The organism is Deltaproteobacteria bacterium, from assembly GCA_003696105.1.
GTDB lineage: Bacteria > Myxococcota_A > Polyangia > Haliangiales > J016 > J016.
On the sequence record RFGE01000017.1, the window covers coordinates 1 to 15,104 of the forward strand.

The window sequence follows — 15,104 nt, forward strand, 5'->3', positions numbered from 1 at the left end:
AGCAGCACCGGCCCGCTGTAGCCCTCGGCCATCTCGATCGTGTACGTCCCGTCGGGCCCCGTCGTCGCCGCGCCCAGCACCCGGCCTTTGACGCCGTCCGCGTACGCGTACGCCGTCACCTCCGCGTCCGCCACCGGCCCCTTGACCACCACGCCGCTCACCGTCCCCGCGCCCTCGTTGTTGACCGTCACCGTCACCTGCGCCTCCGACGCGTTGCCCAGCCGGTCCACCGCGTGCGCCACCACGTCGTGCTCGCCCTCGGCCAGCTCCCGCGTGTCCAGCGCCGTCGTCACGTACCGCTCCGCCGCCGGATCCTCGTCCGCCGGCGCCGCCATCCCGTCGATCGTCACCGTCACGCCGTCCACCCCCGACGGGTCCGACGCCGTCACGTCGATCGTCACCACCCCGTCCCACACCGTCCCCGGCTCCGGCGCCGCGAACGCGATCGCCGGCCCCTCCGTGTCGAACGCGTCGGGCGGCGCCTCCCCGAACAGCTCCGGCTCGTCGTCTTGCGCGATCGCCGTCGCCAGCGGCCGCACGTCGTCCGCCGCCAGCGCCGTCCGGTTCCGCCCCGACGACGCGAACACCGTCAGCGCGCGCGCCAGCTCCGCACGCGGCGTGTTCGCGTCCAGGTCGCACACCGTCCGGCACTCCGACCCCGCGCACTCCGGCGGCGGGTCGCACGCTCCCACGAACAGCGCCCCCTCGTCCGACCGCCCGTCGAACAGCGCCTCCGCGCTGCCCAGGTCCGCCTCCCACGCCTCCGTGAGCACCAGCGTGTTGACCGCGTTGACCGTCAGCTTCGACGTGTCCGCGATCTCCTTCGCCAGCCGCGACCACGCCGCCAGCACCAGCCCGTAGCGCACCGGCTCCGTCAGCTGGTCGAGCCCCTCGCCCTCGGGGCCCGCCACGTCCACCGGCTCCACCGCCGCCGCGTCCACGTCCCCGAAGTGCGCCCCCACCAGCTCCAGCGCCCGCCGCATCGCGTCCTCGTGCAGCGCCTCCTTGCCCGCCGCCGCCCGCGCGTCCCCCAGCGCCACCGCCAGCGTCGTCACCGGCGTCACCACCACCCCCGTCACGTCGCTGTCCGCGCGGAAGTCCAACACCACCCCGCGCAGCGTCACGTCCGGGTCCAGCTCCACCGGCTCGCCCGACGCCGCCTCCACCGTGCGCCCGCCCCGCGCCTCCAGGATCACCGTGTCCGTCGCCGTGTCCACGTCCAGCACGAACCGTCCCGCCTCGTCCGTCGTCGCCTGCGCCGTGATCACCCCCGGCGGGATCGTCCCGTCCGGGTTGCGCATGAACCCCGTGACCGTTGCTCCTGCAACCGGTCCCGACGCCCACACCACGCCCGCCACGCTGCCGTCGGCGAACTTCACCTCTTCGTTGCAGCCCGCCGCCAGCGCCGCCAGCGCCGCCGCGGCGACCGCCGCATTCCTTCCGTATGCTCCACGTGCCACGTTGTGCATCAACCACCTCCAGCCAGGGGGGACGTATCGACCGAATGCCGATCGGCCGCGTTCGGCCGGCCGGCGCGGCGCACCATAGTCGCGCGCGCGCTCGCGATCAAGTGCGAGTCGCACACCCGGCGGCCGCCCCGGCGGCACCTGCCATGACTCGCGCGATTTCGTTGTATCCGGGATTACCGCATTGTCGTGCCGTGTTTGCGTCCGGGTCGGTCGTCGAGGGTCCATCGCACCCGGTATCGGCACGCGCGCGCCGCGGTTGCGTGCCATCCGCCGCCGCGCCCCGTTTCGCGCCCCGCGCCCGCCCCGCCCGCGCGCGTCGCGCGACCGCCGCCGCGCGCCGCCGCCGGGCGCCGCGTCACCCGCCCGAGCCGCCGAGCTGCCGATCGATCTTCAGCTTCAGCTCGACGAACCGCCGCAAGAAGTCGTAGTGGCGCTCGCGAAACGCCTGCGCGTAGCGCCGCTCGCGCGACTTCGCGCGGAACGCTTGAGCCAGTTCGTCGAGCCGGTCGGCGAGCTGCTGCGGAGCGGTGAACGGGTCGACCACCGGGATCGCGCGCGACGTCTCGACCAGCTCGACGCGACCGCCGGGGCCGGGCCCGGTGAACCGCAACACGAGCGTCTCGCGGGACTGGGTGCGAATGCTGCGCACGACCATCGAGCCGGGCAAGTCGGGCAAGGTCTCGCTCACGATCGCGATCTGGTAGGGCACCGTGCTGCACCGGTCGAGCGCTTCGCCGCCGGAGTGCGCCAGGTCGAACGAAAACCCGCTTGCCGCCGCGGACACCAGCGCCCCGTGCAACACCGCGTCCGGCGCGACGACCAACACGCGCACCTCGTCGACGCCCACGACGCTCACCCCGCCGGCCGCGTCGAGCGCGCGCCGCTCCGCGTCCATGAACCGCTTGAGGAAGTCGTCGTACGTGTCGCGCACTTCCCGCAAGATGCTGTCGACTTCGCGTTTGCCCACCGAGCGTCCGGCGGCGTCCATCACGCGGTCGAGCAGGTGTTCGACCTGTTCGGGCGACTTCCAAACGATGTCGACGGCGCCCGCGCGGATCGCGCGCACCGACTCGTCGAACGCCTTGCGCGGTGTGAGCATCACCACCATCGTGGTCGGCGAGATCTCTTTGAGACGCGCGATCGTGTCGAGCCCCGCGCTCGGCACGGGCGTGTCCAGGTCCACGATCGCGACCGAGAAGAACTTGCGCTGCGCGAGCGCCAGCGCCGCCTCGGGGTCCGCCTCACAGCTCACGTGCAGGCTCGCCGACGACAGCAGCTGCGTCATGCCCTTTTGAACCTTCGGGTCCTTGTCGACGACGAGCACCTCGGCGCCCACGAGTTCGCGCATGCCCGACGCGAGGCTCACGCTGACACTGCCCGACGTCCGGCCGTCGCGGGTCATGGCGCCTTGAACACGAACGGCCACACGAACGCGACCTCGTCGGTGCCGGGCGATGGAAACTGCCACGACTCGATCAGTGAAGCGACGCAGCGCGCGAGCTGCGTAGACCCGGTCGTGTTGGCGACGGGTCGGACGTGCGTGGCGGTGCCGGCTGGGGTGATCACGAACTGGATGTCGATCCTACCCTCGAGCTTGTCCGAGCGCGACGTCTCTTGCTTGGCCGCGCGCTGGTAGCACTTCTGAAGCTGGATCGTGTGGCGGTCGACCTCGCGCCGCACCGCCCGCGCGATCTGGTCGACTTCCGCCGGCGACGCCCCGGCGCCATCCGGCGGGGACGGCGTCCCCGGCCCCGCGTCCGGAGCGGCGGGCGGCGGCCGTTCGCCGGCGGGCTCGGGCGACGGCTCGGGCTCGGGCTCGGGCTCGGGCGACGGCCGTGGGCGGCCGGGTTGGGCCAGCGGAAGGGCCGCGTCCGGCGCACGCCCCGGCGCCGGCGGGCGGTCGCCGGCGAGGCCGGGCGCGGCGTCGGCCCGGCCGGTAGCGCCGGCCCCCGCCCGCGTCGCGCGACGCCGCGCTCCGCTGCGCGTTCGCGCCCGCGGCCGCGCCGGCCGGTCGGGGGCGCGCGCGACGTCCTCGGGTTCGACCGCGGCCGGCTCGAGCGCCTCGACCCGCGGCGGCGGGACGACGGCCGGTTCGGTCGCACTCGCCGCAGCCGCCGCGCGGTCGTCGAAGTAGGACCACATCATCGCGACCCCGGCGCCGGCGAGGACGAGGTCCAGCGCGAGCACGGCGGCGATCCGCGCGCGCCGGGCGCCGCGCGACACCGGCAGTTCGAACAGCGACATGGACTCGACCGGCGGCCCGCGCGTTGCACCGGGCGTCCCCGGCGCGACCGCACCCGATCGCGACCGCCCTCGATCGCTCGCCCCCGGCTGCACCGACGCGCCGGCCAACGCGCGGCCGCAGATCGGGCAGAAACGAGCGGCGGGCGGCACCTCGCCGGCGCAGTGCTGGCATCGCATGCGGAGGGCGTAAAATATCATGCGGTGGGTTGGGGCGACCCGGCGGCTCCGCGCGTTGCGCGCCCCGTGATATTGTTTGCAGTTGGGAGCCTCCCATGAGCCAAGTCATGGACCGCGTGCTGAGCGCCGCACGCCAACTCGGCGCGTCGGACGTCCACCTCAAAGCGGGCCTGCCTCCGATCTTTCGCATCAAGGGCGAGCTGCGCACCGTGCGCGACGTGCCGCCGCTCACCCGCGAAGCGATCGCCGCATTCGCGGTGCACATGATGAACGAGCGCCAGCGCCGCGAGTTCGAGGAGACGATGGACGTGGACCTCGCCTACGGCACGCCCGACGGGGTCCGCTACCGCGTGAACCTGTTTCAACAGCGCGGCACGGTCGGCATGGTGCTGCGGCTGATCCCGCCGGAGGTGCCGCCGTTCGAACGGCTCAATCTGCCGGACGTGGTGCTCAAGCTGGCGCAGGAGCCGCGCGGTCTCATCCTCGTCACCGGGGTCACCGGATCCGGCAAGTCGACGACCCTGGCGTCGATGGTCGATTACATCAACCAGCGCAAGGCGGTCCACATCGTCACGATCGAGGATCCGATCGAATACGCCTTCCGCGACAAACGCTCGGTCATCAACCAGCGCGAGGTCGGCTTCGACACCCGATCGTTCGCCAAGGCGCTGCGCGCCGCCCTGCGGCAGGACCCCGACGTCATCCTCGTGGGCGAGATGCGCGACCCCGAGACCACGGAGATCGCGATGACCGCGGCCGAGACCGGCCACCTCGTCCTGTCGACGCTGCACACGGTGGATGCGACCGAGACGATCACGCGCATCGTGTCGATGTTCCCGACGCACCAGCAGCTTCAGGCGCGGCTCACGCTCGGAGGCATCCTGCGCGGCGTCATCTCCCAGCGGCTGGTGCCCCGCGCCGACGGCAAGGGGATGGTGCCGGCGGTCGAGGTGATGGTCTACACCGAGCGCATTCGCGAAATGATCGAGGATCCGAACCGCACGCGGGAGATCAAAGACGCGATCGCGCACGGCAAGCACCCCTACGGGATGCAGACGTTCGACCAATGCCTGGCCGACCTCGTCCGCCGCAAGCTCGTCACGTACGAGACGGCGCTCAAGCATTCGAGCAACCCGAGCGACTTCGCACTGCTGTTTCGCGGCGTGTCCGGCGGCGGCGGCGACGAGTGGCAGCAAGAGCAAGTCCGCCGGCAGGCCGGCGGCGACATCCCACATGACTCCAGCAAGTTCCAGATCGAACGGTTCGGCGACAAGTAACCGCGCGGGCGCGGCGAGGTGGATCCTCGCGGTGTTCGCGGCCGTCGCGTGCCTCGCCGCCGCTCCACGCCCGGCGGCGGCGCAGGACCAGCGCGTCGTCGTGATGAAATTCACCGGCCCGCGCGCGGCGGCCGTGCGCAAGGCGGTGATCAAGCTCATCGGGCGGAAGGCCGACCTGATCCCGCAGAGCCGCTTCGTCAAGGCGCAGCGCCGCCTGCGCGCGAAGCGCATCACCGCCCGCAACGTCGCCAAGGTGGCGCAGAAGCTGGGCGCGCACGGGGTGCTGTTCGGCAAGGTGTCGCGCCGGCGCGGCCGCTACCGCGTCGAACTCACGCTGCGGCGCGGGTCGGACGGGCGCGTCGCCGAACGCGCGACCGTCGTCCTCGGCCGCCGGCCGAGTTTGTCGAAAGCCGGCGCTCGGCGGATTCGCCGGACGATCGTCGCGGCGATCGCCGAACTGCCGGAGCCGGTGGCGTTCGACGTCGAGTCGTCGGACCGGAGCGGCCGCGACTCGGATCGCGACACGCGCGACGAAGCGGACGCCGACGACGCCGCGGTCGACGACGCGATCGAGGACGACAACCCGCTGGCCGAGGACGACGGGGTCGGCGCCGACGACGAGGGAGTTGACGCTGACGAAGGCGGCGACGGCGACGAGCACGGCGACGGCGACGGCCCGGCCGGTCACCTCACGAAGGAAGAGTTGTGGAACGTCCTCGGGCGCGAGCGCGCGATCGACGTGTCCGCGGGGTTGAGCTTCCAGGCGCGGTCGCTGTCGTTCGACACCGCGGCCGGCGTCGTCGACCGGCCCAACGGATATAGCGGCTCGATCGTGCCGGGCGCCTACGTGGTGGTCGAGGTCTATCCGCTCGCGCTCGACCACGCCAAACGCAAGGCCGATGCGCTCGCCGGCCTCGGCGCCTATGCGGTCTACGACCGCGTGTTGACCATCTCGTCGAAGCTGCAAAACAGCGACGTCGACATCCCGACCGCCCAGTCGCGGTGGGGCGTCGGCGTCCGCTACCGCTACAACCTCGGCGACAAACCGACCGGACCGACCATCAAAGCCGGCATCGGGTTCAACAAGTTGTCGTTCACGCTCGACCAACAAGTCATCGCCGACAACATGCTCGACATCGATCTGCCCAACGTGTCGTACACGTGGATCGATCCGGGCGTGGCCGTGCGCCTGCCGCTGGGGCGCGAACTCGCCGCGGTCGCCGACGCGCGCCTGTTGCTGGTGACCGACACCGGCGACATGCAACAGATGGACAACTACGGCGCGGCGTCCGTGACCGGGTTCGACGTCGACGCGGGTGCGGAATACCGCCTCGGCGCGCGCCTGGTCGTGCGCGGTGGCGTGCGGTGGAGCCAGATCTCCTACTCGTTCGACGGCACCGGCGCCAAGACCGACCGCGACGGCGACGGCACCGCCGACGTGTCGGGCGCGACCGACCGCTACCTCGGCGGCTACGCGACCGCCGGCTACTTGTTCTGACCCCGCGGCGCCTGGCATCGCGGCCGCGGCAGCGCGATCGGTCGCGCGCCGGCCGCGTTCGGACTCGCGACGCGGGAGCGTTTCTGCTAGCGTCATCCGCCGGATGAACGCAAACGACGTCAGATCCGCGTTTCTCGACTACTTCGTCGCGCGCGGCCACGAGCGCGTGCGGTCGAGTTCGCTGGTGCCGGAAAACGACCCGACGCTGCTGTTCACCAACGCCGGCATGGTGCAGTTCAAGGACGTGTTCACCGGCCGGGAAAAGCGCCCCTACACGCGGGCGACCTCGTCGCAAAAGTGCGTGCGCGCCGGCGGCAAGCACAACGACCTCGACGCAGTCGGCAAGACCGCGCGCCATCACACGTTCTTCGAGATGCTGGGCAACTTCTCGTTCGGCGACTATTTCAAGGCCGAAGCGATCGAGTGGGCGTGGGATCTCGTGGTCCGCCAACTCGGACTGCCCGCCGACCGGCTCGTGTGCACCGTGTTCGGCGGCGACGCCTCGCTCGGGGTGGGACCGGACGACGAGGCCCGCGCGCTGTGGAAGAAGGTCACCGGCTTCGGCGACGACCGCGTGCCCGCCCTCGGCGCCGACGAGAACTTCTGGATGATGGGCGACACCGGCCCCATGGGGCCGTGTTCGGAGATCCACTATCACCAGGGCGACCATCTGCCGTGCTCGGCGCCCTCGTGCCTCGGCCCCGCGTGCGACTGCGACCGCTGGCTGGAGATCTGGAACCTCGTGTTCATGCAGTACGAGCGCAAGGAGGTCGGCGGGCCGCTCGGACCGCTGCCGGCGCCATCGATCGACACGGGTGCCGGACTCGAGCGACTCACGGCGGTGCTGCAGGGCAAACAGAGCAACTACGACACCGACCTGTTCCAGCCGCTGATCGCGCGGGTCGGCGAACTCGCGGGCAAGCGGTACGGCGATCGGGACGCCGACGACGTGTCGATGCGCGTCATCGCGGACCACGCGCGGGCCACCGCGTTCCTCGTCGCCGACGGCGTGTTCCCCGACAAGACCGGCCGCGAGTACGTGCTGCGCCGGATCTTCCGCCGGGCGGTGCGCCACGGCAAGCTGCTGGGAATCGAGCAGCCGTTCATGGCGACCATGTGCGAGGCCGTCGCCGACATGATGGGCGACGCCTACCCGGAGTTGCGCGAGCGGCTGAGCGTGATCGTCGAGGTCACGGCCGAGGAGGAGAAGCGGTTCCGCGCGACGATCGATCGCGGCCTCGGATTGCTCGAGGAGGAGTTCGCGCGCATGCAGGCAGCGGGCGACACCACCGTCCCCGGCGAGCGCGTGTTCCAGCTGTACGACACGTACGGATTCCCCGAGGATCTGACCGAGATCATCGCGCAGGAGCGCGGGTTCGACATCGACCGCGCCGGGTTCGAGCGCGCGCTCGAGGAGGCGCGCGAGCGCAGCAAGTTCACCGGCTCGGGCAGCGAAGCGGTCGCCGGCGTCTACAAGGAACTCGCCAGCGAGCTGCCGCCGACGCAGTTCGTCGGCTACGACGGCCGCGGCGTGTCGGGCCGCGGGCGCGTGCTCGCGATCGTCGTCGACGGCAAACGCGTCGACCGCGCGCCCGCGGGCACGCGCGTCGCGTTCGTGACCGACCGGACGCCGTTTTACGCGGAGTCGGGCGGCCAGGTCGGCGACACGGGGGTCGCGCAAGGGCCGGACGTCGAGGTGCGCATCACCGACACGCGCAAGCCCGCCGGCGTCCAGCACGTCCACATCGGCGAGGTGGTGACCGGCGCGCTGCGCGTCGGCGACGAGTTGGCGCTGCAGGTCGATGCCGACCGGCGCGATCGGATTCGCGCCAACCACTCGGCCACGCACTTGCTGCACCTGGCGCTCAAGAAGGTGCTCGGCGAGCATGTGGCCCAGAAGGGCTCTCTCGTCGCGCCCGATCGCCTCCGCTTCGACTTCTCGCACTTTTCGCCCATGACCGACGAGCAGAAGCGAGCCGTCGAGGACTGGGTCAACCGCGAGATCCGCGCCAACCGGGACTCGCGCGTCGACGTGTTGCCGATCGACGAGGCGAAACGGCGCGGTGCGGTGGCGATGTTCGGCGAAAAGTACGGCGAGCGGGTGCGCGTCGTACAGATCGGCGGCGAGTCGCTCGAGTTTTGCGGCGGCACGCACGTGGCGCGCGCGGGTGACATCGGCTTGTTCAAGATCGTGTCCGAATCCGGCATCGCGCAGGGCGTGCGGCGCATCGAAGCCGTCACCGGCGCCGGCGCCCTCGACTACGTGCGGCGACTCGAAACGGACCTGGCCGAGGCCGCCGCACGGCTGAAGGTATCGCCCAGCGACCTCGTCGCCCGCATCGACAAACTCCTGGCCGAGATCAAGAACCAGGACCGCGAGATCCGTGAGTTGAAGGCGAAACTGGCCGCCGGCGGATCGCGCGACCTGCTTGCCGACGCGGTCGACATTGGCGGCGTCCGCGTGCTCGCGACGGCCACCGAAATGGCCGATCCGAAAGCCCTGCGCGAGGTCGGCGACCAGTTGCGAGACCGGATCGGGTCCGGAGTGGTCGTGCTCGCCGGCGTCGACAGCGACCGCGTATCGCTGTTGGCGATGGTGACCAAGGACCTCACCGACCGGATCCACGCGGGCAACCTGCTCAAAGCCGCGGCCGAAGTGGTCGGCGGGCGGGGCGGCGGTCGGCCCGACATGGCCCAGGGCGGAGGCAAAGATCCCGCGAAGGTGCCTGCCGCGCTCGACCGGGTCAAACAGCTGATCGCCGACGCCACCGCGACGTAGTGCGCCGCGGAATCGCGAAGTCGGACTAGGCTGCGCGGCCGCCCGCCCGATATACTCGGCGGGCGAGCCCATCGCGGTCGCGTGGCCATGGCATCGAGGGAACAGCGTTCGGGCGGTCGTGCGCCGGTCATGTTGCGCATCAAGCTGCGCTACCCGGACGTCGACACGTTCGTCGGCAAGTTCGCGACGAACCTGAGCCGCGGGGGGATGTTCATCGCGAGTCGCAAACCCAAGCCGGTCGGCAGTCAGGTTCGGTTCGAATTGCAACTCGCCGACGGCTCGGCCGTCGTGACGGGCGAGGGAGTCGTCCGCTGGGTGCGGCCGTTCGACGAAAAGAATCCGCGGCAGCCGCACGGCATGGGGATCGAGTTCACGCGGCTGTCGGACGACAGCGCCGCCGCGATCGACCGCGTCGTCGCGCTGCGCCGCCAGCGCGGCATGGATGCGGATGCGATCCCCATGCAACAGCCACGGTCGACGCCGAATCGGTCGCCCGCGCCCGCTGCGACGCCGGCGCCCGCTCGCGGCGAAGCATCCGAGCGCGCGGCAGACCGCCGCACGCCGGCCGAGCCGCCAGCGCGCGCCCCCGGCGACTCGAACGATCCCGCACCCGGTGCGCGCGCGGGCGCGACGGAGGGGCGGCCGGCAGGCGAGGCAGCAGTCGGAGACGCCCGCGCTGCCGCGGCCGGCGGCGCGGCGGTGACGGCGACGCTGCATCTCGCCGATACGGACCGAGCACTCGCGGCGATCCTCGAGCTGGACGACCGCGCGGTCGAGCGCGCCGTCGTGCGCGCCCGCGCGCTGGCCGACACGGCGTCGGATGACGACGGCGCCTTGGCCGCCATCGTGCGACCGAACGGAGGCCGCGACCGACGCCGCGGGACGTCGCGACCGCGCGCGGGGAGGCGCGATACGCCGCCCGACCGCCGCCCGGGCAACGGCTCGGCCGTTGCCGACCGCGCGACGGGCGGTGCCAGCCGCGCCGTGCGCCGCGACGGCAGCGATGCCGCCGCGGGATCGGACGGCGAGGCGGACCCCGACGGTGCGCCAGACGCCGGCGCCGAGGCGGCGTGTCTCGGCGGCGCCGCGTCCGCGCAGGCGACCGCCGCGCCATCCGCGGCGAGGGGCTCGCCTGCGCAGTCGGCGGACGGCGACGCGCCCGGCGCGACGCGCTCGCCGTGCGGGGCGCGCCTTGCACCGGCGCCCGCCGTCGGACGCGCTCCTGCCGCGGATGCGCCCGCGGTCGTCGAGCCGCTTGCCGAACCGGCCGACCCCGCGCCGGACGCGACAGCGGCACCGAACCGCGAGCCGCCGTTGCCGCGCGCGCGAAGTCGACCACCAGCCGTCGGGTTCGACACGGCCGATGTGACCGCGATCGATCCGGCCCCGGCGGGGCCGTTTGCCGATGGGAGTTCGCCGGGACGCCCTCGCGCTCCCGACGCCGCCGGCGAAGGCGAAGCCGCCGCGAGTCCAGCCGCCGGAGACGAACAGACCGTTGTTCATGCATCGTTCGCCGACTCCGGCCCGATCGCGTTCGATGTCGAGGTCACACCGCTTCCGCCTCCCGTGCCTGCCGAGGCGCAGGCGGACGAACTCACTCCGCGACCGGCGCCGGTCGGCGCGCAGCAGGATGCGTCCGCAGCGTCGGCGACACCGGACGACGATGATGTCTTGTCGCACGAGCTCGAAGCCGACGCGCTCGACGCGGACGACCTGCTCGCCGCGGGTCTCGACGACCTCCCGAGCGGTCAACACATCGCGACCGACGCCGACGGATTTGCCGAGACGACGACCACCGTGCGCGAACCGCGCGACGACGGCGCGTCGACCGCCGCGGTCGACGCCGCGATCGACTCGCTGATCGACAGCGCCGCCACCCTCGACGTCGCGCAGGACGTCCTGGCCGACGCCTCCGACGATCTCGCGATCGACACGGACGGCGTGCAAGCCGACGTCCAGCGGGATGCCAGCTCCGCGGACGGCGCGGACGCGGGCGCCGACGACGGCGCGGAGGGCGACGGTGCGGGCAAGAAAAAGGGGTTCTTCAAGCGAATCTTCGGCAAGAGCGGATGACGGCGGTCGGCTCGCCACCCGCGCGGCGCCACACGTCGACGATCGCGTCGGCGCGCGTCCGCCCGGTTGCGACGATCTCCCGCAGCGGCTCGAGATACCCACGGTCGCCGGGCTCAATGCGCGCCAGCCCGGCGTCGGCGATGGCCACGAGTTCGCGCGCCAGATCGAGCACCTTCCGGCCGGTGCGACCGACCGGAGCCGAGAACCCGGCGCGGGGTACTGCCGCGGCGAGCGCGAGCCGCTCGTCGATGGTGAGCGACGCGGTGAGTGCGGTGGCCTCCGACCGCGCGTCGGCGTCGTACAGCACGCCGCACAGAAGCGGAGCCAACGCCAAAATCATGTCGCGCGGACCGGCGTCGCAGCCGCGCACCTCGATGAAGCGTTTGATCCGCACGTCGGGAAACAGGGTCGACAGGTGCAGTTCCCAATCCCCGATCGTCGCGCGCTCCCCCTCGAACCCGTCGCGGAGGAACCGGCGAAACGTCATCCCGCGGGCGGGCAGATAGCGGTCGCGCAGCACGAAGAACATCGGTACGTCGAGCGCCCACTGCGTGTACGCCTCGAACACATCGACGTCGTCGAACACGAACGGCAGCAACCCGCAGCGGTCCGGATCGGTCTCGAGCCACACCCGCGCGCGGTAGCTCTGGTAGTCGGTCACCTGCCCGTCGACGATTGGCGAACTCGCGTACATCGCCGTCAATAGCGGCGTGATTCCAAACGCGCAGCGCAGCTTGGCGCGCGCGTCGTCGACGTCGGAGAAATCGAGGCTCACCTGAACCGTCGCCGTGCGCTTCATCATCTCGTGGGCGAGCCGGCCACGGGTCGGCAGGTAGTCCCGCATGATCGCGTAGCGCCCCTTCGGCATCCACGGCACGTCGTCGAGGGTGCCGAACGGACGAAAGCCCATACCGAGCCACGCGATGTCGAGTTCACGCGACGCGGCGGCGAGCGCCTGCTCGTAGTCGCGCACGTCCTCGGCATGCACGGCGACGGACGACACCGGACGCGCCGCCAGTTCGATCTGGCCGCCGGGCTCGAGCGAAATGTGTGCGCCGTCCCGCGCGAGCGCGATGATGTGTTCCCCCTCGCGAATCGGCCCCCACCCCGACGTCGCCAGGCGCGCCAGCAGTGCGCCGATGCCGCGCGGCCCCTCGTAGGGCGGCGCGGCGCCGACCGCCGGGCCCGTCGCGTACACGCCGAGCGCCTCGCTCTCCGTCCCGGCGCGCCACTGGTCCGGGGGCTTACACGCCGAGCGAAACACGTCGGTCAATTCGCTTGGGTCGGCGATCGGCCGCGATTCGTGCGTTACGTCGAGCGACATCCGCGCGCGCCCTCACGCTTCGCGGTGCGCCGCGGCACCACGTGGAACCAGCCAAGCCCGTCCGAGCCTCATCAGGATGTCGACTGTAGGCACCGAGCCGGGATGTGCGCAACGGGCCGTCCGGGTAAGACGACCCCCGACTGTGTTAGGTTTGCCGGCGTGAACCCGATGGTGATCCCGGCTGGCGGGCGCATTCAGGGGCGAGTGGACGCGCCCGGCGACGTCGCGATCGCCGGCCGCGTCGACGGCGAGGTGTACGCCGAGGGAACCGTCACCGTGTCGGCGGGCGCAACGTGCCGCGCGACGGTGCGCGCGCGCCAGATTCGAATCTACGGCGAGTTGATCGGAAATGCGACGGGCGCCGAACGCATCGACGTCGGCGACGGCGCTCGCGTCGTCGGCGACTTGCGCGCCCCGGCAATCGAGATCCATGCCGGAGCGGTCGTGGACGGACGCGCGGATCGGCCGCCGGAGACGGCGGAAGTCGGGCCGCGGCGGATCCCGCGCATGCCGCGTCCGCGCGGGCCGGTCCGCGTCAGGATCGCGTCCGCGTGTCCACCTCCGCCGAAGCCTTCCTCCAAGCCGCAACCATGAGCTTCGAACGCCACCGCCAGCGCCTTCTCGAGTTGCTCCGCGACTACGCATACCAACGCCGGACGGTCACGCTCGCGTCCGGCAAGACGTCGAACTTCTACATCGACACCAAGCAGGTCACTCTCACCGCCGAGGGCCACTTCCTGATCGGTCAGTGCATGCGCCACGAAATCGACCGGCTCGCACCCGAGGTCGTCGCGATCGGAGGAATGACCATGGGCGCCGATCCGCTCGCGAGCGCCACGTCGCTCACGAGTTACCTCGCCGGCAGGCCGCTCGACGCGTTCTACGTGCGAAAGCAGCCGAAGGGCCACGGAACCGGACAGTGGATCGAAGGCGCGACTCGGCTGCCGCCCAACGCGCCGGTCGCGGTGCTGGAAGACGTGGTCACCACCGGCGGATCGACGCTTGCGGCGATCGAGCGCGTTCGCGCCGCCGGCTTCGACGTCCGCGTGGTCATCGCCGTGGTGGATCGCCAGGAAGGCGGTCGCGCAGCGATCGCGGCGCAGGCGCCGTTTGCGTCGCTGTTCAGCCGCCAGGACTTTCCCGCATGACCGCCCGCATCGCAACGATCGCCACCGCCGTCCTCGCGCTCGGCGCCGCGTGCGGTGGCGCGACAGGGGATCGCGCGCCGGCGCCGTTTCGGACGGACTGGCCAGCCAGCGCTCGGCCATACGACCGGGTTGTTCGCGAGTGGACGCGGTCGGGCCACCTCGTCGCCGACTTCGACAAGGTGCTCGACGTGTCGGCGACCTTCCTGTCGCCGGACTGGCGCGCCGCGTACGTCGACTTCACCGCCCGCCGCGAGCGCCTGAGCGCAGATGCGCGCGCGCGGTTGGCTGCGGCCCAGCGCCGCGCCGACGCCGAAGCGTACGAAGTCGAGTTGTTCGTCGCAACGTACCGCCACGAGGAGAACGACCTGCAGCGGGGCGCGAAGTCGACCTGGCGAGTCGTCCTGGTCGACGCCGAGGGCCGCGAGATCGCGCCCACCGAGATTCGGCGCGATCGGCGGCCGTTCGAGGTGCTGCGCACGATTTTCCCGCACGCTCGGCCGCACCAGGTCGCATACGTCGCGCGGTTTCCGCGAGCCGTGGACTTGCTGTCGGGCCGCCAATTCTCCCTGCGGATCGGCAGCGCGCGCGGCACGGTCGAACTCGTGTGGACTGCCGCGCGCTGACCGCGCCGCGCCCCCGCCGACCGGCACGCCGCACGTCGGGCCGACGGGCCGAGAGCCGTCGAATCTCGGATCGCGATCGGCGCCCCGTCGTGTGCCGGCAGCGCGCGCGCCAGTCGGGCGCGCCGCGGTCGCAGTGCGCCACGTGACGCCGCGCCAGCCGCGTCACGGTGTTTGAAACGGCGTCAGTCGTCGTCGGCGTCGCGGGCCGGCAGCAGGATCGGCTCGGAGTCGAGTCGCCGGACGGCATCCGGCCGCGATACGAGCCGCTGCCAGAACGTCTTCGGCGGCTCGACGTCGAGGTCGTCGAACGACTCCACCGGTTCTTGTGGTTGCTTGTGCAACATAGCGCCCTTGCGGAAGAACTCCTCCTCCTCCGCGGTGAACGCAGCGGCGACCGCACCGGCGCCGGGGGCTGCGCCACCGTTCGGGCCCGCGGCCGGCTCCCCGCTCGCCGCGGCCGCCTCCCCGCTCGCCGCGGCCGCCGCCTCGCTC

General features: G+C 72.0%; 13 protein-coding genes. 7 read left to right on the forward strand and 6 right to left on the reverse strand.

Annotated elements, in window-relative coordinates:
• The 4 genes from D6689_01120 to D6689_01135 form a co-directional block, all read right to left on the reverse strand.
• The coding region (locus D6689_01120; GenBank protein RMH44949.1) for a hypothetical protein at positions 1-1,469 on the reverse strand (1,469 nt) is incomplete at its 3' end.
• A 173-nt stretch (positions 1,470-1,642) separates the two neighbouring features.
• Positions 1,643-1,828 (reverse strand): hypothetical protein, encoded by a 186-nt coding sequence (locus D6689_01125; GenBank protein RMH44950.1) that lies wholly within the window; start codon positions 1,826-1,828, stop codon positions 1,643-1,645.
• Positions 1,825-2,871 (reverse strand): response regulator, encoded by a 1,047-nt coding sequence (locus D6689_01130; protein RMH44951.1) that lies wholly within the window; start codon positions 2,869-2,871, stop codon positions 1,825-1,827. The genes D6689_01125 and D6689_01130 overlap by 4 nt, the downstream gene beginning before the upstream one ends.
• Entirely contained in the window at positions 2,868-3,890 is a 1,023-nt protein-coding gene (locus D6689_01135) for a hypothetical protein (GenBank protein ID RMH44952.1), read from the reverse strand. Before D6689_01135 ends, D6689_01130 begins: the two co-directional genes overlap by 4 nt.
• A 95-nt stretch (positions 3,891-3,985) precedes the next feature.
• On the opposite strand from D6689_01135, the gene D6689_01140 reads away from it, so the two are divergent.
• From D6689_01140 to D6689_01155, 4 genes are all read left to right on the forward strand, one after another.
• Positions 3,986-5,167: a type IV pilus twitching motility protein PilT gene (locus tag D6689_01140; GenBank protein RMH44953.1), complete on the forward strand. Its 1,182-nt coding sequence runs from the start codon at positions 3,986-3,988 to the stop codon at positions 5,165-5,167.
• 31 nt (positions 5,168-5,198) lie between these two features.
• Entirely contained in the window at positions 5,199-6,665 is a 1,467-nt protein-coding gene (locus tag D6689_01145; GenBank protein ID RMH44954.1) for a hypothetical protein, read from the forward strand.
• A gap of 103 nt (positions 6,666-6,768) precedes the next feature.
• Positions 6,769-9,444: an alanine--tRNA ligase gene (locus D6689_01150; GenBank protein ID RMH44955.1), complete on the forward strand. Its 2,676-nt coding sequence runs from the start codon at positions 6,769-6,771 to the stop codon at positions 9,442-9,444.
• Positions 9,445-9,531: 87 nt separating this feature from the next.
• Complete coding sequence (locus tag D6689_01155; GenBank protein RMH44956.1) at positions 9,532-11,517, forward strand: TIGR02266 family protein; 1,986 nt, start codon at positions 9,532-9,534, stop codon at positions 11,515-11,517.
• On the opposite strand, the gene D6689_01160 is transcribed toward D6689_01155, so the two are convergent.
• On the reverse strand, positions 11,489-12,841 hold the full coding sequence (locus D6689_01160; GenBank protein ID RMH44957.1) for a glutamate--cysteine ligase: 1,353 nt from the start codon (positions 12,839-12,841) through the stop codon (positions 11,489-11,491). The genes D6689_01155 and D6689_01160 overlap by 29 nt on opposite strands.
• 102 nt (positions 12,842-12,943) lie before the next feature.
• On the opposite strand from D6689_01160, the gene D6689_01165 reads away from it, so the two are divergent.
• Genes D6689_01165 through D6689_01175 form a run of 3 tightly spaced genes read left to right on the forward strand, consistent with a single transcriptional unit; the run spans position 12,944 to position 14,612 of the window.
• On the forward strand, positions 12,944-13,435 hold the full coding sequence (locus D6689_01165; protein RMH44958.1) for a polymer-forming cytoskeletal protein: 492 nt from the start codon (positions 12,944-12,946) through the stop codon (positions 13,433-13,435).
• Positions 13,432-13,989, forward strand: a complete 558-nt coding sequence (gene pyrE / locus D6689_01170) for an orotate phosphoribosyltransferase (protein ID RMH44959.1) — start codon at positions 13,432-13,434, stop codon at positions 13,987-13,989. The genes D6689_01165 and pyrE overlap by 4 nt, the downstream gene beginning before the upstream one ends.
• Entirely contained in the window at positions 13,986-14,612 is a 627-nt protein-coding gene (locus D6689_01175) for a hypothetical protein (GenBank protein ID RMH44960.1), read from the forward strand. The genes pyrE and D6689_01175 overlap by 4 nt, the downstream gene beginning before the upstream one ends.
• A 182-nt stretch (positions 14,613-14,794) precedes the next feature.
• On the opposite strand, the gene D6689_01180 is transcribed toward D6689_01175, so the two are convergent.
• On the reverse strand, positions 14,795-15,104 hold a 310-nt coding region (locus D6689_01180; protein ID RMH44961.1), incomplete at its 5' end, for a hypothetical protein.

Coding starts and splice junctions, on each gene's coding strand:
- D6689_01165 (RMH44958.1), top strand. CDS start 12,944: ATGTGCGCAACGGGCCGTCCGGGTAAGACGACCCCCGACTGTGTTAGG.
- D6689_01130 (RMH44951.1), bottom strand. CDS start 2,871: ATGACCCGCGACGGCCGGACGTCGGGCAGTGTCAGCGTGAGCCTCGCG.
- D6689_01155 (RMH44956.1), top strand. CDS start 9,532: ATGGCATCGAGGGAACAGCGTTCGGGCGGTCGTGCGCCGGTCATGTTG.
- D6689_01150 (RMH44955.1), top strand. CDS start 6,769: ATGAACGCAAACGACGTCAGATCCGCGTTTCTCGACTACTTCGTCGCG.
- D6689_01140 (RMH44953.1), top strand. CDS start 3,986: ATGAGCCAAGTCATGGACCGCGTGCTGAGCGCCGCACGCCAACTCGGC.
- pyrE (RMH44959.1), top strand. CDS start 13,432: ATGAGCTTCGAACGCCACCGCCAGCGCCTTCTCGAGTTGCTCCGCGAC.
- D6689_01160 (RMH44957.1), bottom strand. CDS start 12,841: ATGTCGCTCGACGTAACGCACGAATCGCGGCCGATCGCCGACCCAAGC.
- D6689_01135 (RMH44952.1), bottom strand. CDS start 3,890: ATGCGATGCCAGCACTGCGCCGGCGAGGTGCCGCCCGCCGCTCGTTTC.
- D6689_01175 (RMH44960.1), top strand. CDS start 13,986: ATGACCGCCCGCATCGCAACGATCGCCACCGCCGTCCTCGCGCTCGGC.